The sequence below is a fragment of the Streptomyces sp. NPDC050534 genome, from assembly GCF_044457745.1.
In the GTDB taxonomy this organism is placed as follows: domain Bacteria; phylum Actinomycetota; class Actinomycetes; order Streptomycetales; family Streptomycetaceae; genus Streptomyces.
The window spans coordinates 370,353-392,039 of record NZ_JBITHF010000008.1; the positions used below are offsets into that span (position 1 = coordinate 370,353).

At 69.2% G+C, this 21,687-nt stretch carries 21 protein-coding genes and 1 tRNA gene; 9 read left to right on the plus strand and 13 right to left on the minus strand.

Translation table 11 applies throughout. From position 1 onward, the window contains the following. Positions 1-95: 95 nt before the first annotated feature. On the minus strand, positions 96-1,310 hold the full coding sequence (locus ACIBN2_RS27080) for an HTTM domain-containing protein (RefSeq protein WP_399138000.1): 1,215 nt from the start codon (positions 1,308-1,310) through the stop codon (positions 96-98). Continuing rightward, positions 1,307-2,227: a DUF5819 family protein gene (locus ACIBN2_RS27085; protein WP_399138002.1), complete on the minus strand. Its 921-nt coding sequence runs from the start codon at positions 2,225-2,227 to the stop codon at positions 1,307-1,309. The genes ACIBN2_RS27080 and ACIBN2_RS27085 overlap by 4 nt, the downstream gene beginning before the upstream one ends. A 358-nt stretch (positions 2,228-2,585) precedes the next feature. Between ACIBN2_RS27085 and ACIBN2_RS27090 the strand changes: the two genes are divergently transcribed. After that, on the plus strand, positions 2,586-3,719 hold the full coding sequence (locus ACIBN2_RS27090) for an acyl-CoA dehydrogenase family protein (RefSeq protein ID WP_399138004.1): 1,134 nt from the start codon (positions 2,586-2,588) through the stop codon (positions 3,717-3,719). Positions 3,720-3,795: 76 nt separating this feature from the next. On the opposite strand, the gene ACIBN2_RS27095 is transcribed toward ACIBN2_RS27090, so the two are convergent. The 5 genes from ACIBN2_RS27095 to ACIBN2_RS27115 form a co-directional block, all read right to left on the minus strand. Then, positions 3,796-4,125, minus strand: coding sequence for a rhodanese-like domain-containing protein (locus ACIBN2_RS27095; RefSeq protein ID WP_399138238.1), 330 nt, complete (start codon positions 4,123-4,125; stop codon positions 3,796-3,798). A 44-nt stretch (positions 4,126-4,169) separates the two neighbouring features. Further along, positions 4,170-5,012 (minus strand): hypothetical protein, encoded by an 843-nt coding sequence (locus ACIBN2_RS27100; RefSeq protein ID WP_399138006.1) that lies wholly within the window; start codon positions 5,010-5,012, stop codon positions 4,170-4,172. A 184-nt stretch (positions 5,013-5,196) separates the two neighbouring features. Beyond that, positions 5,197-5,682: a hypothetical protein gene (locus ACIBN2_RS27105; RefSeq protein WP_399138007.1), complete on the minus strand. Its 486-nt coding sequence runs from the start codon at positions 5,680-5,682 to the stop codon at positions 5,197-5,199. A 25-nt stretch (positions 5,683-5,707) separates the two neighbouring features. Then, entirely contained in the window at positions 5,708-7,186 is a 1,479-nt protein-coding gene (locus ACIBN2_RS27110; RefSeq protein ID WP_399138240.1) for a DUF2252 domain-containing protein, read from the minus strand. A gap of 187 nt (positions 7,187-7,373) precedes the next feature. Beyond that, positions 7,374-7,460: transfer RNA gene (locus ACIBN2_RS27115), tRNA-Leu, on the minus strand. Positions 7,461-7,961: 501 nt separating this feature from the next. Between ACIBN2_RS27115 and ACIBN2_RS27120 the strand changes: the two genes are divergently transcribed. The 7 genes from ACIBN2_RS27120 to ACIBN2_RS27150 all read left to right on the plus strand — a co-directional run bounded on the left by ACIBN2_RS27120 (position 7,962) and on the right by ACIBN2_RS27150 (position 16,728). Continuing rightward, positions 7,962-8,825, plus strand: coding sequence for an FhaA domain-containing protein (locus ACIBN2_RS27120; RefSeq protein WP_399138009.1), 864 nt, complete (start codon positions 7,962-7,964; stop codon positions 8,823-8,825). Between the two features lie 10 nt (positions 8,826-8,835). Further along, positions 8,836-9,357, plus strand: coding sequence for an FHA domain-containing protein (locus tag ACIBN2_RS27125; protein ID WP_399138011.1), 522 nt, complete (start codon positions 8,836-8,838; stop codon positions 9,355-9,357). Between the two features lie 90 nt (positions 9,358-9,447). Continuing rightward, entirely contained in the window at positions 9,448-11,004 is a 1,557-nt protein-coding gene (locus tag ACIBN2_RS27130; RefSeq protein ID WP_399138241.1) for a Stp1/IreP family PP2C-type Ser/Thr phosphatase, read from the plus strand. A gap of 27 nt (positions 11,005-11,031) precedes the next feature. Continuing rightward, entirely contained in the window at positions 11,032-12,477 is a 1,446-nt protein-coding gene (locus tag ACIBN2_RS27135; RefSeq protein ID WP_399138013.1) for an FtsW/RodA/SpoVE family cell cycle protein, read from the plus strand. Then, complete coding sequence (locus ACIBN2_RS27140) at positions 12,474-13,961, plus strand: peptidoglycan D,D-transpeptidase FtsI family protein (protein WP_399138015.1); 1,488 nt, start codon at positions 12,474-12,476, stop codon at positions 13,959-13,961. Before ACIBN2_RS27135 ends, ACIBN2_RS27140 begins: the two co-directional genes overlap by 4 nt. A gap of 169 nt (positions 13,962-14,130) precedes the next feature. Continuing rightward, positions 14,131-16,125 (plus strand): Stk1 family PASTA domain-containing Ser/Thr kinase, encoded by a 1,995-nt coding sequence (gene pknB, locus ACIBN2_RS27145; protein WP_399138016.1) that lies wholly within the window; start codon positions 14,131-14,133, stop codon positions 16,123-16,125. A gap of 375 nt (positions 16,126-16,500) precedes the next feature. Continuing rightward, complete coding sequence (locus ACIBN2_RS27150) at positions 16,501-16,728, plus strand: hypothetical protein (protein WP_399138017.1); 228 nt, start codon at positions 16,501-16,503, stop codon at positions 16,726-16,728. A 91-nt stretch (positions 16,729-16,819) separates the two neighbouring features. On the opposite strand, the gene ACIBN2_RS27155 is transcribed toward ACIBN2_RS27150, so the two are convergent. Genes ACIBN2_RS27155 through ACIBN2_RS27180 form a run of 6 tightly spaced genes read right to left on the minus strand, consistent with a single transcriptional unit; the run spans position 16,820 to position 21,013 of the window. Then, positions 16,820-17,569, minus strand: coding sequence for a class E sortase (locus ACIBN2_RS27155; RefSeq protein WP_399138019.1), 750 nt, complete (start codon positions 17,567-17,569; stop codon positions 16,820-16,822). 12 nt (positions 17,570-17,581) lie between these two features. Next, positions 17,582-18,670 carry a class E sortase gene (locus tag ACIBN2_RS27160; RefSeq protein ID WP_399138020.1) on the minus strand — a complete coding sequence of 363 codons (1,089 nt, stop codon included), beginning with the start codon at positions 18,668-18,670 and terminating at the stop codon, positions 17,582-17,584. Further along, positions 18,667-19,305: an aminodeoxychorismate/anthranilate synthase component II gene (locus tag ACIBN2_RS27165; protein ID WP_399138022.1), complete on the minus strand. Its 639-nt coding sequence runs from the start codon at positions 19,303-19,305 to the stop codon at positions 18,667-18,669. The genes ACIBN2_RS27160 and ACIBN2_RS27165 overlap by 4 nt, the downstream gene beginning before the upstream one ends. Next, positions 19,302-19,463, minus strand: coding sequence for a hypothetical protein (locus ACIBN2_RS27170; RefSeq protein ID WP_399138024.1), 162 nt, complete (start codon positions 19,461-19,463; stop codon positions 19,302-19,304). The genes ACIBN2_RS27165 and ACIBN2_RS27170 overlap by 4 nt, the downstream gene beginning before the upstream one ends. 53 nt (positions 19,464-19,516) lie before the next feature. Next, positions 19,517-20,209 (minus strand): class E sortase, encoded by a 693-nt coding sequence (locus tag ACIBN2_RS27175; RefSeq protein ID WP_399138026.1) that lies wholly within the window; start codon positions 20,207-20,209, stop codon positions 19,517-19,519. Positions 20,210-20,233: 24 nt separating this feature from the next. Continuing rightward, entirely contained in the window at positions 20,234-21,013 is a 780-nt protein-coding gene (locus ACIBN2_RS27180; protein ID WP_399138028.1) for a DUF881 domain-containing protein, read from the minus strand. A 141-nt stretch (positions 21,014-21,154) separates the two neighbouring features. Between ACIBN2_RS27180 and crgA the strand changes: the two genes are divergently transcribed. After that, positions 21,155-21,409 (plus strand): cell division protein CrgA, encoded by a 255-nt coding sequence (gene crgA / locus ACIBN2_RS27185; protein WP_399138030.1) that lies wholly within the window; start codon positions 21,155-21,157, stop codon positions 21,407-21,409. Positions 21,410-21,687: the final 278 nt, after the last annotated feature.

A 21,687-nucleotide genomic window follows, 5' to 3' on the forward strand; every position in this document is an offset into this window, starting at 1 on the left:
GGCAGCCTACGTGCGCGTGCGCTCGGGGCTCACCTGCGAGCGCATCCAGGGTTCACACACGCGCATCCGGGTTCACGCGCGCGTGCGCCGCGGGCTCACGCCGTGGAGCTCGCGTGCGTGGGCTCGGGGTTCTCCGGCACGCGTGGCCCGGGCAGTGTCACCCGGCCGCCGCGGGCGAAGACGCGGCCACGCGCGCGTGCCACCCAGCCGCCGAGCCGGTGCAGGAACGACGTCGGCAGGAAGACGGAGTCCGCCGTGATCATCGCGAGCGAGAAGAACGGCAGGCCGAGGACCACGGCGATCACGGCGTGCTCGGTCATCATGACCGCCAGCAGGACGTTCTTCACCCGCCGGTTGAACAGCGTGAAGGGGAAGGCGACCTGCACGATGACGGTCCCGTACGTCACGAGCATCACCATCGTGCCGCTGGACGACAGCAGGTCGGCGAGCGCGGGCCAGGGCGAGAAGTAGTCGAGGTGGAGGGGGTAGTAGACCGCCGTGCCGTCCTGCCAGCGGGTGCCCTGGATCTTGTACCAGCCGGCCGTCGCGTAGATCAGACAGGCCTCGGCCATGATCACGAGGAGGGCGCCGTTGTGCACGATGTTGCCGACGACGTCCAGCAGTATCCGGGGCTCCGCGGTCTTCGCACGGCGCCCGACGACCCAGCGCACGGCGAGCGCGGCCCACACCGCCCACACGATCACCGGCACGGTCGCGTCGACGCCGTCGAACCTGCCGCCAGCGGTCACCGCGACCAGCGCGAACCCGAGCACGGCCCACAGCGCCGGACCGAGCCGGTCCGGCACACGCTCCCCACGCGCGCGTGCCTCGGACGCGCGCCGGGCCCGCCGCGCGTCCAGCGACCAGACCTGCCCGCAGCGCGTGAACACGAGGTAGACCGACATCAGGTGCAGGACGTTGTCGCCGCCGTCCCCGACGAAGACGCTGCGGTTCTGCAGAGAGAGCACGCCGATCATGAACAGCACCGACATGGTGCGGGTGCGCCAGCCGAGCAGCAGCAGCGCGCCGGCCAGCACGGCGAGCACGTAGACGATCTCGAACCAGGCGCGGCCGTCCGACCACATCAGGGCCGTGAAGGCATGGTTGACCGCGATCAACTGCTGGGCGTCGTCCCAGCTCCACGGGCCGCCGGGACCGTAGAGCTCCTCGCGGTGGGGGAACTCGCGCAGCAGGAACAGCAGCCAGGTCGCGCTGAAGCCGATGCGGATGACGGCCGTCTGGTACGGGCCGAGGGCCGACTCGGTGACACGGGCGATGGCGGAGGAGACCGACAGGGCGAAGCGGTTCACTCGGCGCCTCCGTCGGTGTCGGCGGTCGTGACCGGCCACCAGGGCAGCACACGGTACATGGGCTTGTCCGAGATCCTCTCCGCGCTCCACCTGGGCGGGGCCACGTTGGTGGTGCTGGAACGGACCTGGACCCGGTCGACCACGCCGCCCTTCCCGGCTGCGTCGTCGCGCTCCAGGCGCAGCGCCACGATGCGCCGCAGGTAGTTCTCGGACAGGGCGCCGCGCACACCCGAGGGGCGGTTGTCGCTGTCGTGCGTGGCGACGAAGAAGTCCCAGGCCCGGCGCAACTCGTTCTGCTGGGTGTGGCTGGGCACCAGATTGCCGTCGATGGCCCGGCCGTCCTCGGCGGACAGGTCGTACCAGCCGGTGGTGCGCACTCCGCCGTCCTTCGCCTGCACCTCGGCGCGGACCTGGACGGCGATGTTCTGCTGGAGCGGGTTGGGCGCGAAGAGCTTCCAGTTCTGCTCGAACTCCGGGTAGACCCACTCGTCGATCGCCTTGCCGTGCGCCTTGGTCAGCGTGTTCGACGGCGCGACGTGCAGGAAGACCATGCCGAGATGCACGCAGACGGCGACGGCGACGACCGCCAGCGCCAGCGCGGCCCCTATCTGGTAGCGGGGGGAGAGCGCGGCGACACCGGTGCGGGTCTCGGCGTACGGGGCGTCCGGGGCGTCCGGCCGGGGCGGGACGATCAGCTCGGGGTGACGATCCGGGTCAGAGGACTGGTCCGGCCGATGATCCTGGTCAGAGAGCTGGTCCAGCCCGTCGTCCTGGTCAGAGGACTGGTCCGGCCCGTCGTCCTGGTCAGAGGGCTGGTCCGGCCGGTCGGACGGTTCGGGCGGCCCCTCCGGCTCGGGCGTGGTGCCAGGACCGTCCGGCCCGTGCCGGGCGTCGGAGTCTGTGCCGTACGCGTCCATTGCCGCCCGTCTTTCGATCCCGGTCTGTCTTCCGGCCGCCGGCCGCGGAGCGCCGTACCGCCCGTCCGCACCGCACCACCGCACTCGCAGGGCACCGTACTCAGGCCCGCCCGCTCGGCGCAGCCCGGTCGGTCGACCTCGCCGCGGCGCACACGAGGCCGCCCCCAGTTGTCCACAGGCCACGCGCGCGGGTCATCCACGGCGGTTGACACCTTACGGCGTTCGGCCCAGTGCCGGGCCACATAACCGAACGGTCGGTCTGGAGCGAGCCCGAACCCCGACGCCCCGTTCCCTTCTTCTAGAACCTGTTCTATCTTGACGACCCGTCAGATCAACGGACCGCCGGAAGGACAGGACCGTGGACTTCACCTTCACCGAGGAGCAGCAGGCGGCGGCCGAGGCGGCGCGCGGGGTGTTCGCCCCGGTCGCGCCGGACACGGTGCCCAGTCCCTCGCTCGTCGCGGGCACCGTCGCCGACGACTTCGACCGCACGCTGTGGGCGAAGCTCGCCGAGGCGGACCTGCTCAGCCTGCTGCTCGACCCGGAGCACGGCGGCGCGGGCCTGGACGCCATCGCCCTCTGCCTGGTGCTGCGGGAGTCGGCCAAGGTGCTGGCGCGCGTGCCGCTGCTGGAGTCCGTCGCGGCCGTGGCGGCCGTACAGGCTTACGGCGGCGAGGAGTTGAAGTCGGCGCTGCTCGCCCGGGCCGGGCGGGGCGAGGTGGTGCTGACCGTCGCCGCGAACGGCCGCAGCGGCCACGACCCGGCCGAACTCGCCGTCACCGCGCGGCAGGACGGCGACGCGTGGATTCTGGACGGCGTGCAGACGGCGGTGCCGTGGGCCCACACCGCCGACTTCCTCGTCGTACCGGCCCGCACGGCCACCGATCGCACCCTCCTCGCCGTGATCCCGCGGACGCACCCTGGCACCGGCCTCGGCGAGCAGATCTCCACCGCCGGCGAGCGGCTCGGCGAACTGCGCCTGGAGTCGGCACGGATCGCGGCCCACGACGTCATCGACGCCGACGGCGCCTGGGACTGGCTGCGCTCCCTGCTGACCTGCGGCACCTGCGCGCTGGCCCTCGGCCTGGGCGAACGGGTCCTCGCCATGACGAGTGAATACACCGGCAAGCGGGAGCAGTTCGGCTTCCCCGTCGCCACCTTCCAGGCCGTCGCCGTACAGGCCGCCGACCGCTTCATCGACCTGCGCGCGATGGAGGTCACCCTGTGGCAGGCCGCGTGGCGCATCGCCTCGGGGGCGCCCGGCGTGCTGCCCGCCTCCGGCGACCTCGCGGTCGCCAAGATCTGGGCCTCCGAGGGCGTACGACGGGTCGTGCAGACGGCACAGCATCTGCACGGCGGATTCGGCGCGGACGTCGAATACCCCCTGCACCGGTACCACGCCTGGGCCAAGCACCTGGAACTCCAGCTCGGCCCGGCGGCGGCGCACGAGGAGGCCCTGGGCGACCTGCTGGCGGCCCACCCACTCGGCTGACCGGCCGGGCGAACCAGCAGATCCCGAAGGTCCCGAAGGTCCGGGAGATCCGGGAGGTCCGGGACGTCGGGGAGATCTACAGGACGAATCCGGGCTGACCGTCGTTCGTCACGACGGGCCGGCCCGCCGCCGCCCACACCTGCATGCCGCCGTCGACGTTCACGGCGTCGACGCCCTGCTGGACGAGGTACATCGCGACCTGCGCCGAGCGTCCGCCGGAGCGGCAGATGACGTTGACGCGGCCGTCCTGCGGGGCGGCCTCGGTCAGCTCGCCGTAGCGGGCCACGAACTCGCTGATGGGGATGTGCAGTGCCCCCTCGGCGTGGCCCGCCTGCCACTCGTCGTCCTCGCGGACGTCCAGCAGGAAGTCGCCGTCCTTGAGGTCCGAGACCTCCACCGTGGGCACACCAGCTCCGAAATGCATGCCTGAGACGCTACCCGACGCCCCGCCTAGCCCAGCAGCTCGGCCAGCTCCTCCTCGCGCCGGGAGACGTCCGCCAGAAGCTTCTCGGCGATCTCGTCCAGGAGCTGGTCGGGATCGTCCGGCGCCATCCGGAGCATCGAGCCGATCGCGCTCTCCTCCAGATCCTTTGCGACCAGCGTCAGCATCTCCTTGCGCTGGGCGAGCCACTCGAGGCGGGCGTAGAGCTCCTCGCTCTCGCTGGGGCGGCGCTCCGCCGGCACCGGCCCCTTCGCCCACTCCTCGGCCAGCTCCCGCAGCAGGGGCTCGTCGCCGCGCGCGTAGGCGGCGTTGACCCGGGTGATGAACTCCTCGCGCCGCGCCCGCTCGCCGTCCTCCTGCGCCAGGTCGGGGTGGGCCTTGCGGGCCAGCTCGCGGTAGAGCTTGCGGGCCTCGTCGCTCGGTCGCACCCGCTGCGGAGGCCGCACGGGCTGCTCCGTGAGCATCGCCGCGGCCTCGGGGAAGAGCCCGTCGCCGTCCATCCAGCCGTGGAACAGCTCCTCCACGCCGGGCATCGGCATCACCCGGGCGCGTGCCTCCTCCGCCTTGCGCCGGTCCTCCGGATCGCCGGTGCGCGCGGCACGCGCCTCCGCGATCTGCGCGTCCAGCTCGTCGAGGCGGGCGTACATCGGGCCGAGCTTCTGGTGGTGCAGCCGGGAGAAGTTCTCGACCTCCACCCGGAAGGTCTCCACCGCGATCTCGTACTCGATCAGCGCCTGCTCGGCGGCCCGCACGGCCCGCTCCAGGCGCTCCTCGGGGCGCGGCGCACCGTCCTCGGGCGTCGCCTGCGTCTCACCGGCGACACCACCCTGCTCAGCATCCGGGCTCGTCACGCGACCAGCCTAGGCCACGGTCCGCCGGGCCCTCCGCCGCACCAACGGCAACGCCCCCGACCAGCGACGACGCCCGCAGGGCCCGGACGGCAAGCCCGCACCGTCCTGACGACGACGCCCGACCTCGTCCTGACGACGCCCGACCTCGTCCTGACGGCGACGCCCGCACCGGTCCGGCTGCGGCTCACCGCCCCCGCTCCCGCTCCCGCGCCTCGGGACAGTCCGCGTCCACCCACTCCGCCGCCAGATCCCGGCACGCCACCACCATCGTCCCCGGCCGGCACGCGATCTCGTGCGTGCAGCCGCCGTCGTGCGGGAGGACCTCGTCGAGGATCACGTCGCCCAGGGCGGTCACGTCGCAGATGTCCAGGACGTCCACCTGGAAGCGGGAGACCCCGGTGTACCGGACGAGGAGGTCCTCGTCGTGCTTGAAGCAGTTGTGGCCGAAGCGGATCTCGATCTCGTCGTCCCCGGTCCGGCGGACCCCCTGCGGCACGAGGTCCTTCACGCACCGCTTGCCGGAGAAGTCGTAATGCCCCGGCTCCGTGGCGAACGCCCGCGCCCCCGGCGGCAGTTGCCGTGCCAGCACCGGAAGCCGCGCGAGGTAGGGGCGCGGGTCGATGATCCCCGTCACCTCACCGTCCCGTCCGTCGAGGTCGACGTACTTCATCCGGCGCCCCTCCCGGCCCTGCTGCTCACACCCCGAGTTCCGCCGCGACCTTCCCCGACCGCACCGCGGCGGTGAGATCGGCGTGGTCGGCCTCCGTGCGGTCGGCGTACGCGACGGCGAAGTCCGCGATCGCCTCGTCCAGCTCCTCGTTCTTGCCGCAGTACCCGGCGATCAGCCGCGGGTCCGCGCTGTGCGAGTGGGCCCGGGCGAGCAGGGCGCCGGTCATGCGGCCGTAGTCGTCTATCTGGTCGGCGGCCAGGGCCGCGGGGTCGACGCTGCCCTTGCGGTTGCGGAACTGCCGTACCTGGAACGGCCGTCCGTCCACCGACGTCCAGCCCAGCAGGATGTCGCTGACGACCTGCATGCGCTTCTGCCCGAGCACCACGCGGCGGCCCTCGTGCGCCACCTCCGGCACCTCGAAGCCCGCGGTCATCAGGTGCGGCACCAGGACCGAGGGACGGGACTCCTTCACCTGGAGGACGAGGGGCTCCCCCCGGTGGTCCAGGAGCAGCACGACGTACGACCGCGTGCCCACGCTGCCCGTGCCGACGACCCGGAAGGCGACGTCGTGCACCGCGTGCCGGGCCAGCAGCGGGAGCCGGTCCTCGGCGAGCGTCGTCACGTACTCCTCGAGGGCCGTCGCCACCGCCACGGCCTCCTCGTCCGGCACCCGCCGCAGCACCGGAAGGGACTCCACGAAGCGGCGCCCGCCCCCCTCGGCCTGCTCCGTCGACTTCGCCGCGAAGCGCCCGCTGGTGTTGGCCCGCGCCTTCTCGGAGACCCGCTCCAGCGTGCCGAGCAGGTCGTGGGCGTCGGTGTGCGAGACGAGCTCCTCGTCCGCGATGGCGTTCCACGCGTCCAGCACCGGGAGCTTGGCGAGCAGGCGCATGGTGCGGCGGTAGGCGCCGGTCGCGTCGTAGGCCGCCTTGCGGCAGTGGTCTTCGTCCGCGCCCGCCTCCCGGCCGGCGAGCACGAGGGAGGCGGCCAGCCGCTTGAGGTCCCACTCCCACGGGCCGTGGACCGTCTCGTCGAAGTCGTTCAGGTCGATGACCAGACCGCCGCGTGGGTCGCCGTAGAGACCGAAGTTCGCCGCGTGGGCGTCGCCGCAGATCTGTGCGCGGATGCGGGTCATGGGCGTGCGCGCGAGGTCGTACGCCATGAGGCCCGCCGAGCCGCGCAGGAAGGCGAAGGGCGTGGCGGCCATCCGGCCCGCCCTTATCGGGGTGAGCTCGGGGATCCGGCCGCGGTGGGACTCCTCCAGCGCGGCGACCGCGTGCGGCCGGGCGCCGTCGAGGTCGAGCGCGGAGTGCGCACGGCGCGGCACGCTCCTGCGCAGCGCCTTGCCCTCGGCCCTGGGCGACCCCTCGGGCGGCCAGGTGGCGAACCCGCGCACCTGCGGAAGCCGACGTACCGGCGACTCCGCCGTTTGTGCCGCACCGATTCCGGTTTGTGCCTCACCGATTCCGGTCACGCCGAACCGCCTCCCCCGCACCCGCACGAACATCAACTCGTGGAGACCGTACAGCCGGTGACCGGAGTGCGTCAGACCCTGTGGAGAAGTACACGCCTGTGGATAACCCCGCTCCGCGATCGCGTGGAGCGGGGTTGTGATTGTCCTCACGGGGTAATGAGCCTCACACCGCTCCGGAGAACGCGGAAGCCCCCAGGTCTGGGACCTGGGGGCTTCCAGCTGGTGCGCGAGGGGGGAGTTGAACCCCCACGCCCTTGCGGGCACTGGAACCTGAATCCAGCGCGTCTGCCTATTCCGCCACCCGCGCATTGGGTGTGTCTTCCGGCCTCCGCCCCTTGGGGCCTGGCGCCTTCCGACACGCAGAACATTAGCACGCTGGCAGGGGTGGGTTCACATCCCTTTCCCTGGGGCAGCCGCCCACCAGGCACGTCTCCCGATCCGGTCCGGGAAGTGATCGATCGTCCGGGGTCCGCGTTCCGTATCGACGGATGCCGGTTCACGTATCAACCTCGTACCGGTCCTGTCCGTCTCCCCAGGAGCCGGGCAGAGTCCACAGTCAGGTGCGGGACACTTGTCTGCGGCCACCTCTACGATCCTGGGCAGAAGGAGTGCGTGGGAGGAGTTCGAAGGACGGCTTCGGAGGGAACTTCCGAAGCGGACTTCGTCCAGCGTCGACACCCGTCGACCAGGCCGACAGGGGGAACCAGCCGATTCACCCGCGCGTGGATACGATCAGTAAGCAGTACCAGGTAAGGCAGGTCCCGACAGGCGGGACGCAGGACGGCAGCGACATCGGAGGAGGTGCCCCGTGGGAGTCCTGAAGAAGTTCGAGCAGCGTCTCGAAGGTCTGGTCAACGGCACCTTCGCGAAGGTGTTCAAGTCAGAGGTCCAGCCCGTGGAGATCGCCGGCGCGCTCCAGCGCGAGTGCGACAACAACGCGACGATCTGGAACCGCGACCGGACCGTCGTCCCCAACGACTTCATCGTGGAGCTGAGCACGCCGGACTTCGAGCGGCTCAGCCCCTACTCCGGCCAGCTCGGCGACGAGCTCGCCGGCATGGTGCGCGACTACGCCAAGCAGCAGCGCTACACCTTCATGGGCCCCATCAAGGTCCACCTCGAGAAGGCGGACGACCTCGACACCGGCCTGTACCGGGTGCGCAGCCGTACGCTCGCCTCCACCACGAACCAGCAGGCGGGCGGGCCCACCGCGCCGCCGGCACCGGCCGCGGGCCGTCCCGGCGGAGGGTACGGCTATCCGCCGGCCGCCGCGCCCGCGGGCGCCCCGCCCATGCCGGCCGCGCCGCCTCCCGGCGCGCGCCCCGGCGGCTACGGCTACCCGCAGCCCGCCGGCGGCCAGCGGCCTCCTGCCGCCCCTGCGGCAGGCGGCCGCACCCGCCACTGGGTCGAGATCAACGGCACCCGCCACCAGATCTCCCGCGCGACTCTGGTGCTGGGCCGCAGCACCGAGGCCGACGTGCGGATCGACGATCCCGGCGTCTCGCGCCGGCACTGTGAGATCCGGACCGGAACGCCCTCGACGATCCAGGATCTCGGGTCCACCAACGGCATCGTGGTGGACGGGCAGCACACCACCCGCGCTACGCTCCGCGACGGCTCGCGGATCGTCGTGGGCAGCACCACCATCATTTACCGGCAAGCCGAAGGGTGAAGCGGGGGCAATGTCAGAGCTGACCCTCACGGTCATGCGGCTGGGTTTCCTGGCCGTTCTGTGGCTGTTCGTGATCGTGGCCGTGCAGGTCATCCGCAGCGACCTGTTCGGAACGCGCGTCACTCAGCGCGGGTCCCGGCGCGAGAGCGGGCGGCCGCAGCAGGCCGCCCGGCAGCAGGCCGCGCCTCCGCAGCAGCGTCAGCAGGGCGGCGGCGGTGGTGGCCGCCAGCGCCGCAACGCCCCCACCAAGCTGGTGGTGTCCGAGGGCACCCTCACCGGCACGACCGTCGCGCTGCAGGGCCAGACCATCACCCTCGGCCGGGCGCACGACAGCACGATCGTGCTGGACGACGACTACGCCTCCAGCCGCCATGCCAGGATCTACCCGGACCGCGACGGCAACTGGATCGTCGAGGACCTGGGATCCACCAACGGCACGTACCTCGACCGGAGCCGGCTGACGACCCCCACGCCGATTCCGCTGGGCGCGCCGATCCGCATCGGCAAGACAGTCATCGAGCTGCGGAAGTAGTACGACAATGAGCGAGCGGAGCGAGCACGCAGCGGCGGCCCCCACCAGGGGCCTCGGCGCGCTCCCGACCGGAGGGTGGGCACCGTGCGGATGTACCCGGAGCCGACGGGCGAGGTGCGCATGAGTCTGTCACTGCGCTTCGCCGCCGGATCGCACAAAGGCATGATCCGGGAGGGCAACGAGGACTCCGGATACGCCGGTCCGCGCCTGCTCGCGATCGCCGACGGCATGGGCGGCGCCGCGGCCGGCGAGGTCGCCTCCTCCGAGGCCATCTCCACCATCGTCGCGCTCGACGACGACGTGCCGGGCTCCGACATCCTCACCTCCCTCGGCACCGCCGTGCAGCGTGCCAACGACCAGTTGCGCGCGATGGTCGAGGAGGACCCGCAGCTGGAGGGCATGGGCACGACGCTCACCGCCCTGCTGTGGACCGGCCAGCGGCTCGGCCTCGTGCACGTCGGCGACTCGCGCGCGTACCTGCTGCGCGACGGCGTCCTCACCCAGATCACGCAGGACCACACCTGGGTGCAGCGGCTGGTCGACGAGGGCCGCATCACCGAGGAAGAGGCCACCACCCACCCCCAGCGCTCCCTGCTGATGCGGGCGTTGGGCAGCGGCGAGCACGTCGAGCCCGATCTGTCGATCCGTGAAGTACGCGCCGGCGACCGCTACTTGATCTGCTCCGACGGCCTGTCGGGCGTGGTCTCGCACCAGACGCTCGAGGACACCCTCGCCAGCTACCAGGGCCCGCAGGAGACCGTGCAGGAGCTGATCCAGCTCGCGCTGCGCGGCGGCGGCCCCGACAACATCACGGTCATCATCGCCGACGTACTGGACCTGGACACCTCGGACACCCTCGCCGGGCAGCTCTCCGACACCCCTGTCGTGGTCGGCGCGGTCGCCGAGAACCAGCACCAGCTGCACGACAACGGCATCATGCAGACGCCCGCGGGCCGCGCCTCCGGCCTCGGCCGCCAGGTCCCGGGGCAGGGCGGGGGCGGCGAGTTCGGTCCGCCCGGCTCCGGCGACACCACCGGCTACGTCCCGGCGGGCAGCTTCGGCGACTACACCGACGACGACTTCGTCAAGCCCAGCAAGGGCCGCAGGTGGGCGAAGAGATCCTTCTACATCGTGCTCGCGCTCGCCGTCATCGGCGGCGGCCTGTACGGCGGCTGGCGCTGGACGCAGACGCAGTACTACGTCGGCACCAAGGCCGAGCACGTCGCGCTCTACCGGGGCATCAGCCAGGACCTGGCCTGGGTCTCGCTGTCCAAGGTGGAGAAGGACCACCCCGAGATCGAACTCAAGTACCTGCCGCCGTACCAGCAGAAGCAGGTCAAGAACACGATCGCCGAGGGCGGTCTGACCGACGCCCGGTCGAAGATCAACGAGCTGGCCGTGCAGGCCTCCGCGTGCAAGAAGGAGTCCGAGCGGCAGGCGGCCGAGAGCGAGAACAACTCGAAGACCGGCACGGGCCAGGCGGGCGGCACCACGGGAACCACAAAGACCTCCCTCACGTCCAAGGCATCACCGAGCCCCTCGACCTCACCGACCCCGTCCAAATCAGCGACCGCTCCCACCCCCAGCCCCGGCCCCAGCCTCTCGGAGGATGAGCAGAAGGTCGTCTCGCTGTGCGGTAAGCAGTAGGCAAGCCGTGAGAGGCCCTGTCACACGATGAGCAGTACTACCAACACATCGACGCATCACACGTCCACGATCGGCGCGATCGGCGCACCGAGCCGGCGCAACACCGAGCTCGCGCTCCTGGTGTTCGCGGTGGCCATCCCCGTGTTCGCGTACGCCAACGTGGGCCTGGCCATCGACGACAAGGTGCCGGCCGGCCTGCTGAGCTACGGGCTCGGGCTCGGTCTGCTCGCGGGCGTCGGACATCTCGTGGTGCGGAAGTTCGCCCCGTACGCGGACCCGCTGCTGCTGCCCCTGGCGACGCTGCTGAACGGCCTCGGGCTCGTCGCGATCTGGCGGCTTGACCAGTCCAAGCTGCTGCAGTCCATCCACGTGGCCGGCGGCAAGGCGACCAACCAGCTGCTGTACACCGCGATGGGCATCGCCCTGTTCGTCGTCGTGCTGATCTTCCTCAAGGACCACCGCGTCCTGCAGCGCTACACCTACATCTCCATGGTGGTCGCTCTCGCGCTGCTGCTGCTCCCGCTGGTCCCGGGCCTCGGCCTCAACGTCTACGGCGCCAAGATCTGGATCTCGATCGGCGGATTCACCATCCAGCCCGGTGAGTTCGCGAAGATCGTGCTGGCGGTGTTCTTCGCCGGCTACCTGATGGTGAAGAGGGACGCGCTGGCCCTCGCCAGCCGTCGCTTCATGGGCCTATACCTTCCGCGCGGCCGCGACCTCGGCCCGATCATCGTCGTCTGGCTCATCTCGATCCTCATCCTCGTCTTCGAGACCGACCTCGGCACGTCGCTGCTGTTCTTCGGAATGTTCGTCATCATGCTGTACGTCGCCACCGAGCGGACCAGCTGGATCGTCTTCGGTCTGCTGATGTCAGCGGTGGGCGCGGTCGGCGTCGCGAGCTTCGAGCCGCACATCCAGACCCGCGTCGAGGCCTGGCTAAACCCGATGCGCGAGTACAAGCTGAGCCGCACCCCCGGCGTCACCGGCATCCACTCCGAGCAGGCGATGCAGGCCCTGTGGGCGTTCGGCTCCGGCGGCACCCTCGGCACCGGCTGGGGCCAGGGGCATTCCGACCTCATCCGCTTCGCCGCCAACTCCGACTTCATCCTCGCCACCTTCGGCGAGGAACTGGGCCTGGCCGGCATCATGGCGATCCTGCTGATCTACGGGCTGATCGTGGAGCGCGGCGTGCGCACCGCCCTCGCCGCCCGCGACCCCTTCGGCAAGCTGCTGGCCGTCGGTCTCTCCGGCGCCTTCGCCCTCCAGGTCTTCGTGGTCTCCGGCGGCGTCATGGGCCTGATCCCGCTGACCGGTATGACGATGCCGTTCCTGGCGTACGGAGGTTCCTCCGTCATCGCCAACTGGGCCCTGATCGGCATCCTGATCCGTATCAGCGACACCGCCCGCCGCCCGGCGCCCGCGCCCGTCGGCAACCCCGACGCCGAGATGACCCAGGTGGTCCGCCCGTCATGAACAAGCCCCTGCGCCGGATCGCGATCTTCTGCGGCCTGCTGGTCCTCACGCTGCTGCTGCGCGACAACTGGCTCCAGTACGTCAAGGCCGACAGCCTCAAGGACGCCCCCGAGAACCGCCGCGTCACCATCGCGCGCTACTCCACGCCGCGCGGCGACATCATCGTCAACGGCGACCCGATCACCGGCTCCACCAAGACCAGCAAGAGCGGCCTGAACGACCTCGAGTACAAGCGCACCTACAAGGACGGCGCGATGTGGGCGCCGGTCACGGGGTACGCCTCGCAGGCCTTCGGCGCCAACCAGCTGGAGTCCATCGAGGACGGCATCCTCACCGGCACCGACGACCGGCTCTTCTTCCGCAACACCCTCGACATGATCACGGGCAAGCAGAAGCAGGGCGGCAACGTCGTCACCACGCTCAACGCGGCCGCGCAGAAGGCCGCCTACGACGGTCTGAAGTCCCAGGGCGGCAAGGGCGCCGTCGCCGCGATCGACCCGTCCACGGGCAAGATCCTGGCGCTGGCCTCCTACCCGTCGTACGACCCCTCGTCCTTCGCCGGCAACTCGACCGACACGGACTCCAAGAACTGGACCAAGCTTCAGAAGAAGAACAACTCCGCGGACCCGATGCTCAACCGGGCGCTGCGCGAGACCTACCCGCCCGGCTCCACCTTCAAGGTGGTCACGGCCGCGGCCGCGCTGGAGAACGGCCTGTACAACTCGGCCGACTCGGCCACGAACTCGCCGCTGCCCTACATCATGAAGGGCACCACGACCGAGCTGAAGAACGAGGGCAACATCCCCTGCAAGAACGCGACGCTGCGGACCGCTCTCAAGGTGTCCTGCAACACCGTGTTCGGCAAGATCGGTGCCGACCTCGGCAACGACAAGATGCTCTCGGAGGCGAAGAAGTTCGGCTTCGACCAGGAGCAGTTCACGCCGACGCGCTCCGCGGCCTCGGTGTTCTCCGACAACATGAACTCCTCGCAGACCGCGCTCTCCTCGATCGGCCAGTACAACACCGCCGCGACGCCGCTGCAGATGGCCATGGTCGCCTCCGCGGTCGCCAACGACGGCAAGCTGATGAAGCCGTACATGGTCGACAAGCTCCAGTCGTCGAACCTCGACACCATCGCGCAGACCGACCCGCAGGAGATGAGCCAGCCCCTGTCGTCGAAGAACGCGCAGATCCTGCAGTCGATGATGGAGACGGTCGTCAAGGAGGGCACGGGTACCAACGCGCAGATCCCCGGCGTCACCGTCGGCGGCAAGACCGGTACCGCGCAGCACGGCGTCGCCAACAGCAAGAACCCGTACGCCTGGTTCATCTCCTACGCCAAGCTCCCCGACGGCAGCTCGCCGGTGGCCGTGGCCACGGTCATCGAGGACGACCACGCCAACCGTGACGACATCTCCGGCGGCGGTCTCGCGGCGCCCATCGCCAAGAGCGTGATGGAGGCGGTCATCAACTCCAAGAAGTGACCCCGCTCACGTCCCCTTCACATCGGTGCACGTTGCGATACCGGTCCTGTATCGGGTGACGGGCTTGGCCAGGTCACACAATGCGATCCGGGTACGGTAGGCCCGGACGGCAGCCTCCGGCCGCACACGAGTGACGGTCGGGACCGACGGAGAGGGCTGGTAGGTAGCTATGGAAGAGCCGCGTCGCCTCGGCGGCCGGTACGAACTGGGCCAGGTGCTCGGTCGTGGTGGCATGGCGGAGGTATACCTCGCGCATGACACCCGCCTCGGGCGCCAGGTGGCGGTGAAGACGCTGCGGGCGGACCTCGCACGCGACCCGTCATTCCAGGCCCGGTTCCGCCGGGAGGCCCAGTCGGCCGCCTCGCTCAACCATCCCGCGATCGTCGCGGTCTACGACACGGGCGAGGACTACATCGACGGGGTCTCGATCCCGTACATCGTGATGGAGTACGTGGACGGCTCCACGCTCCGCGAGCTCCTGCACTCCGGCCGCAAGCTCCTGCCCGAGCGCACCCTGGAGATGACCATCGGCATCCTCCAGGCCCTGGAGTACTCGCACCGTGCCGGCATCGTCCACCGCGACATCAAGCCGGCCAACGTCATGCTGACCCGCAACGGCCAGGTCAAGGTCATGGACTTCGGCATCGCCCGCGCCATGGGCGACTCCGGCATGACCATGACGCAGACCGCGGCGGTCATCGGCACCGCGCAGTACCTCTCGCCCGAGCAGGCCAAGGGCGAGCAGGTCGACGCGCGTTCCGACCTGTACTCCACGGGCTGCCTGCTCTACGAACTGCTCACCGTGCGGCCCCCGTTCGTCGGGGACTCCCCGGTCGCGGTCGCCTACCAGCACGTCCGTGAGGAGCCGCAGGCGCCGTCCGTCTTCGACCCCGAGATCACGCCCGAGATGGACGCGATCGTCCTCAAGGCCCTGGTCAAGGACCCCAACTACCGCTACCAGTCCGCCGACGAGATGCGCATGGACATCGAGGCCTGCCTCGACGGCCAGCCGGTCGCGGCCACGGCGGCCATGGGTTCGGTCGGCTACGGCGGCTACGGCGACGACCAGCCGACCACGGCCCTGCGCGCCACGGACGGCGGCGCCACGTCGATGCTGCCGCCGATGAACCCGGACGACGGCGGCTACGGCTACGACGACCGCCCGGACCGCCGCCGACAGAAGAAGTCCAACACCTCCACGATCCTGCTGATACTGGCGGGCATCCTGGTGCTGGTGGGCGCGATCCTGATCGGCAAGTGGGCGTTCAGCGGCAACGGCGGTGTCGGCAACGACACAGTGAAGGTGCCGAACCTCGTCAGCCTGAGCCAGTCCGACGCCGAGAGTCAGCTCACCAACAGCGACCTCAAGTTGGGCACGGTCAAGAAACAGCCCTGCGAGTCCCAGACCAAGGGCAACGTCTGCTCCTCGGACCCCGCGAAGGGGACCGAGGTCAAGAAGAACTCCACCGTCAACATCGTGGTGTCGACGGGCGCTCCGAAGGTCCAGGTCCCGAGCGTGATCGGCCTGCAACTCGACGCAGCCAAGCAGAAGCTCGAGGGCAACGACTACCAGTTCAATGTCGAGACGAAGACCCGTGAGTCCTCGGAGCCTGCGAACCAGGTTCTCGACCAGAACCCGATCGGCGGCAAGGAGCGGGAGAAGGGTTCAACGATCACCCTCACCATCGCCAAGGCCGCGGAAACGGTCCCGGTGCCCGACGTCTCCGGCAAGAGCTGTGACGATGCCAAGGCGCAGATGACGGCCAACAACCTGACGGGCAACTGCACCGAGGTCGACACCCAGGACCCCAACCTGGTCGGCAAGGTCGTCAGCACCGACCCGCAGGCGGGCACCCAGGTCAAGAAGAACTCCTCGGTGAACATCCAGATCGGCAAGGCCCAGCAGAACCAGCAGGTCCAGGTCCCCGCGAACCTCCAGGGCCAGAAGCTCAAGGACGTCAAGAACGCCCTCCAGCAGGCGGGCCTGCAGGTGGGCAACATCCAGGGCTCGCAGGACGACAACGCCATCGTCCTCACCTCGGACCCGGCTCCGGGCAGCACGGTCAACCAGGGCACAGCGGTGAACCTGGTCACCGCCGGGGGCGGGGGCAACAACGGCGGAAACAACGGCGGTACCAACTTCTTCGGCGGTACCACCGGATAGTTCCTCCGGCAGCTACGACAGAGCCCCGGCTCCCTGTTCGCAGGGGGCCGGGGCTCTCGGCGTCGTAGCGACCGGCGTGCACGTCGGCTGCACGACGCACACCAGTACGTCCACCGATCGTGTCTTCATATGTGACAACTCGTTGATCCAGTGGGCTGCTGCCGGACGGGATGCATGTGACGACGGCGATGGTGGCCGCGTACTTCGAGGTAGGGCTCGAAGCCATCAAGTCGCTCGTCAAAGACCACCGAACGGAGCTGGAAGCTAACGGCTATAGCCTGTTGACCGGCGAAGAACTGAGGTCCTTCAAGAACCTCAGTGGGACCCAGTCACGCACGAGGTCGCTCGCCCTCTTCTCCCGCCGACCTCCTGGACATGGAGTACCTGCCGCGCACGCAGCCTGTGGATAACTCCATCCACAGGGACACCGTCTCCCTCGACGACCGCATCGACCAACGCATCACCCACATCCTCGGCAAGACGGTCGTACCAATGTTCAACGCCCTGATCGAAACCTCGGGCGAACACCGCAAGGAGCTGATCGCGCTCCGGACCGGAGTGCAGCGCCTTCGAGCGCCACGTAGCCAAACTGCTGATCCGTGACGGATGCACCAACGTCGTCGTACAGGGCGGTCATGGAGACCGGGGCGTCGATGTCATCGGGCTCACGGCCGACGGGCGACAGCAGGTCACGTCAGTGCAGTTCCTTCGGCGGAGTCCTCTTACTGTCCACCTTCTCCACCCGCACCAACTCCCCCCAGACCACGTACCGGTAGCGCGAGGTGTACACCGGCGTGCACGTCGTCAGCGTGATGTAGTCGCCGGCCTTGTTCCTCCCCGACTCCTTCGGGACCTGCGAGAGGACCTTGACGTTGTACTTCGAGGTCTCGTCGAGGATGTCGTAGACCTTGTAGACGTACCACTTGTCGCGCGTCTCGAAGACGATCGGGTCGCCCTTGCGGAGCTTGTCGATGTTGTGGAACTTCGCGCCGTGACCGTCGCGGTGGGCGGCGAGCGTGAAGTTGCCCTTCTTGCCGGTCATCGGGAGGGCGGCCTTGACGGGGTCGGTGTAGTAGCCGGCGACGCCTTCGTTGAGGACGTTCGTGGACGTGCCCTTCTCGACCAGGACCTCGCCGTTCTTCATGGCGGGGACGTGCAGGAAGCCGATGCCGTTCTTGGTGTTCAGGGCACCGGGACCGCTGTCCTTCTCGTGGGCCCAGGTGTCGCGCACCTTGTCGGCCTGCTTGTTCGCCGCGCGGTCGGCGACGACGTTCGTCCACCACAGGGAGTAGACGACGAAGAGGCCCAGGATCAGGCCCGCCGTGATGAGGAGTTCACCGAAGACGCTCACCGCTGTCGCGATGGGGCCGGGTCGCCGGCGCCGTGCCGGTGGCGCCGCGGGCGCGTCGGTGTCCTCTTGAGTGCCGTCGGTGGTCGCTGCCACGTTCATCTGTCCCTACTCGACGAGCGCATCCGGCTTGCCCTTGCTGCGCGGCCGTTCCTCGACCATCTTGCCCCAGACGATCAACCGGTACTTGCTGGTGAACTCCGGAGTACAGGTCGTCAGCGTGATGTACCGCCCCGGCTCTGTGAAGCCCGACTGCGGCGGCACGGGCGCGATCACGCTCGTGTTGCTCGGCGACGTCACCGGCAGCGTCGACGTCATCTTGTAGACGTAGTACTCGTCCTGCGTCTCGACGACGACCTCGTCGCCCTTCTTCAACCGGTTGATGTACCGGAAGGGTTCGCCGTGGGTGTTGCGGTGGCCCGCGAGCGCGAAGTTGCCGGTCTTGGCGGACGGCATCGCCGTCTTCAGCTTGCCCTCGCTGTAGTGGCCGACCATGCCCTTGTCGAGCACCTTCTTGTTGCTGACGCCCTCGGCGATCGGTACGACCACGTCCAGCTCGGGAATGTGGAGGATCGCGAAGCCCTGCCCTGGCTCGAACGTGCCCGGCGCGCGCTTGCCGCTCGCCCAGTCGTTCTGCAGGCTGCTGGTCTCCTTGTCCGCCGCCGCATGCGCCCGGATGTTCGTCCACCACAGCTGGTAGCTGACGAAGAGCAGCATCAGCACGCCGGTGGTGATGAACAGCTCGCCCACCGCCCTGCTCGCGACGACGGCCGGGCCGGGCTTACGGGCGCGGGCCTGCCGCCGCGCCTCGACGCGCGAGAGCGGCGCCCGCGAGGTCGCCTCGCCGGCGTCCGAAGCCGAAGCCGACGTCGATGCCGATGCACCTGCCGCGTGGCCCCCGTGACGCCCATGACGGCGCTTGGCGGCCTTTCTGCGGGCCGCACGGCCACCCGTGGCGATTCCCGTGCCGGATGGGGTTGTTGAGGCGTCAGACGCCGATATGAACCCACTGGGGGGCGGTTCCGGTATCCGCAGCGCCACCGTCTCGTCGTCGACGGGCGGCAGATATGCGGTCTCGTCGACCGGCGGCTGATACGCCTGCTGCCCGACGGACCAGTCCTCGAACGCACCGGACGCCTCGTACGGCTCCTGCCCGTACGAGGCGCTGGACTCGCGCTCGGGGCGCAGCGCGGTCACGCCGTGGCCCTGCCCACCACCGGGGCGAGCCCCGCCGACCTCGCCACCGCGTCCTGGTGGCCGCACTCCACCAGCCAGTTGGCCAGCATCCGGTGGCCGTGCTCGGTCAGCACCGACTCCGGGTGGAACTGCACGCCCTCGACCGGGAGTTCACGGTGCCTGAGGCCCATGACGATCCCGTCGTGCGTGCGGGCCGTGACCTCCAGCTCGGCCGGCACCGTCTGCGGCTCGGCGGCGAGGGAGTGGTAGCGGGTCGCGGTGAAGGGCGTCGGCAGGCCGGCGAAGACGCCCTTGCCCCCGTGCTCGACCAGCGAGGTCTTGCCGTGCAGCAGCTCCGGCGCACGGTCCACCACACCGCCGTACGCCACCTGCATCGACTGCATGCCCAGGCACACGCCGAAGACCGGCACACCGGTCTTCGCGCAGTGCCGCACCATCTCGATGCAGACGCCCGCCTCCTCCGGCTTGCCCGGACCCGGCGACAGCAGCACCCCGTCGAAGCCGTCCTGTGCGTGCGCCGTCGACACCTCGTCGTTGCGCACGACCTCGCACTCGGCACCCAGCTGGTACAGGTACTGGACGAGGTTGAAGACGAAGCTGTCGTAGTTGTCGACGACGAGAATCCGAGCGCTCACTGGTTGTTCACCGTCACATCGTTGAAGGGCAGCAGCGGCTCGGCCCACGGGAAGACGTACTGGAAGAGGACGTAGACAATCAGCAGGACCAGCGCGAGGGAGATCAGCGCCTTCAACCACGCGTTCCCCGGCAGATGCCGCCAGATCCAGCCGTACATGCCGTCCCTTCCGTTCCGTCACGGCACCAGATGCACGCCGTACCCGCACCAGACTAACGGCGCAGGGCCGCTGGTTTCCCGGCCTCCACAGGCTGTGTGGAATCCAGGTGCGCCCACACGATCAGGCGATGACTGTGTCCCCACTCCGGATCGCATGTGGTCAGCGTGAGATAGCGGCCCTCGCGTGTATACCCCGACTTACGTGGCACAGGGTCGATCACCTCAACGTCCGTGGGCACGGTTTTGTAGGGGCCTTTGTCGATCCGATACGTGAACCAGGTGGTCCCGTCGGTCAGCACGACCGCGTCACCGGGACGCAGCTTGGGGAAGTCCACGAACGGATCGCCGTACGTGCGCCGGTGCCCGGCGACCGCGAAGTTGCCCTCCTGGCCGAGCTGGGAGGTGTTCGCGTAGTGCCCGAGGCCCTTCTTCAGGGTGCTCACTTCAGTGTTCTCCAGCACGGGCTTGTTCCACGTGAAACCAAGCCGCGGGATGTACATGATCGCGAAGGGCTTTCCCGCCACGTACGGCGCCGGCTCCGGGGGACTCGCCGAGCTGCCGGCCGCCGCGGTCGCCGTGGGATGCGCGGTCTGTCTGGACCACTGGTTGTGCAGGACGTCGATCTGGTGGTTCATCGCGCCGTTCGCGCTCACACCGGTCCAGAACAGGATGTAGGCGACGAACAGGACGATCAGCGCGCCCACCGTGATGCACAGCTCGCTGACGGTCCTGATGACGAGACGCACCGGCAGCTCCCGAGACGGTTCGGTTCACTCCACGGGCTGGGCGTAATGCAGATCCACTGTGCCCGAGTAGCCGGGCAGAGTCACCGTCCCGTCCTGGGTGACTTTCCAGCCGAGGCCGTAGACATTCACGTAGACCATGTAGTTCTGGATCGCCGTGGACGCCGAGAGCGCCTTGTTCAGCTTGCCGGGGTCGCCGATCGCCGTGATCTTGTACGGCGGCGAGTAGACGCGGCCCTGAAGGATCAAGGTGTTGCCCACGCAGCGCACGGCGCTGGTGGAGATCAGCCGCTGGTCCATCACCTTGATGCCCTTGGCCCCGCCCTGCCACAGCGCGTTCACCACGGCCTGCAGGTCCTGCTGGTGGATGACCAGGTAGTCGGGCTGCGGCTCGGGGTAGCCGGGGAGCTTGGCGGTGGCGTCCGGCGGGGCGTCGTTGAGGGTGACGGTGATCGCCGTGCCCTTCACCTTCTGTGTCCCCGCGCCCTTCTCCAGACTCGCGAGCTTCTCGTCCTGCGCCTTGCTGCTGCCGTCGTCACGCTCGGCGAAGGACTCCACCTCGTGGCGCAGGCGGGCGTTGGAGTCGTCCAGTCCGCCGTTCTTGCGGCTGCGCTCCTGGATGAGGTCGGAAAGCTTCAGCAAGGACGTGTCCGTGCGGATATTGGTGCCCTTGGCCGTATTGAAGCTGGTGAAGAAAATGAGTCCGGCGAGGGCGAAGACGGCCACCGTGAGCACGCGCACGGGCCGGAAACCCCGCTTGGGTTCAGGGCTGGATCCGGCCTGGGGGGAGTCGGCAGAATTGCTCAACGTACCCTTATCTCCTTCGGCGCCGCGGAAGCACTACGCTAACGGACGCCCGGGGGAGCCCAAGAGTCCCCTTGTACGCTGCCCCGGAGCCAGCCACAGTTCCCTGCGCGGCCACGCAGCGCATCGACAGGAGAGACCCTCGTGCCGAAGTCACGTATCCGCAAGAAGGCCGATTACACGCCGCCGCCGGCGAAGCAGACGACCAGCATCAAGCTGAACAGCCGTGCCTGGGTCGCTCCCGTGATGCTGGCCATGTTCATCATCGGGCTCGCCTGGATCGTCGTCTTCTACGTCAGCGACGGCTCACTGCCCATCGACCAGCTGGACAACTGGAACATCGTCGTGGGCTTCGGCTTCATCGCCGCCGGATTCGGCGTCTCCACGCAGTGGAAGTAGCAGCCGAAGCCACGGCCACGACCCGGTGAACATAGCTCTGCCCAGGGCTATCCGCTGAGTTATCCACAGCCTGCAGAAAAATCCACAGAACCCCTGGGGATAAAGAACGACCATCTGTGGATAACTCATCGGGCGTTGACGCCGGTACGACCATCACAAGGCTCTTCGCAAGCTTGTTCGCCCCCTGCCTGACCTGCGCAAACACGGTCAGTGACAGGGGGCACAGCTGTTCCTGCGCGCTATGCACAAGATTGGCCACCCGCTGTGGACAACCAGGC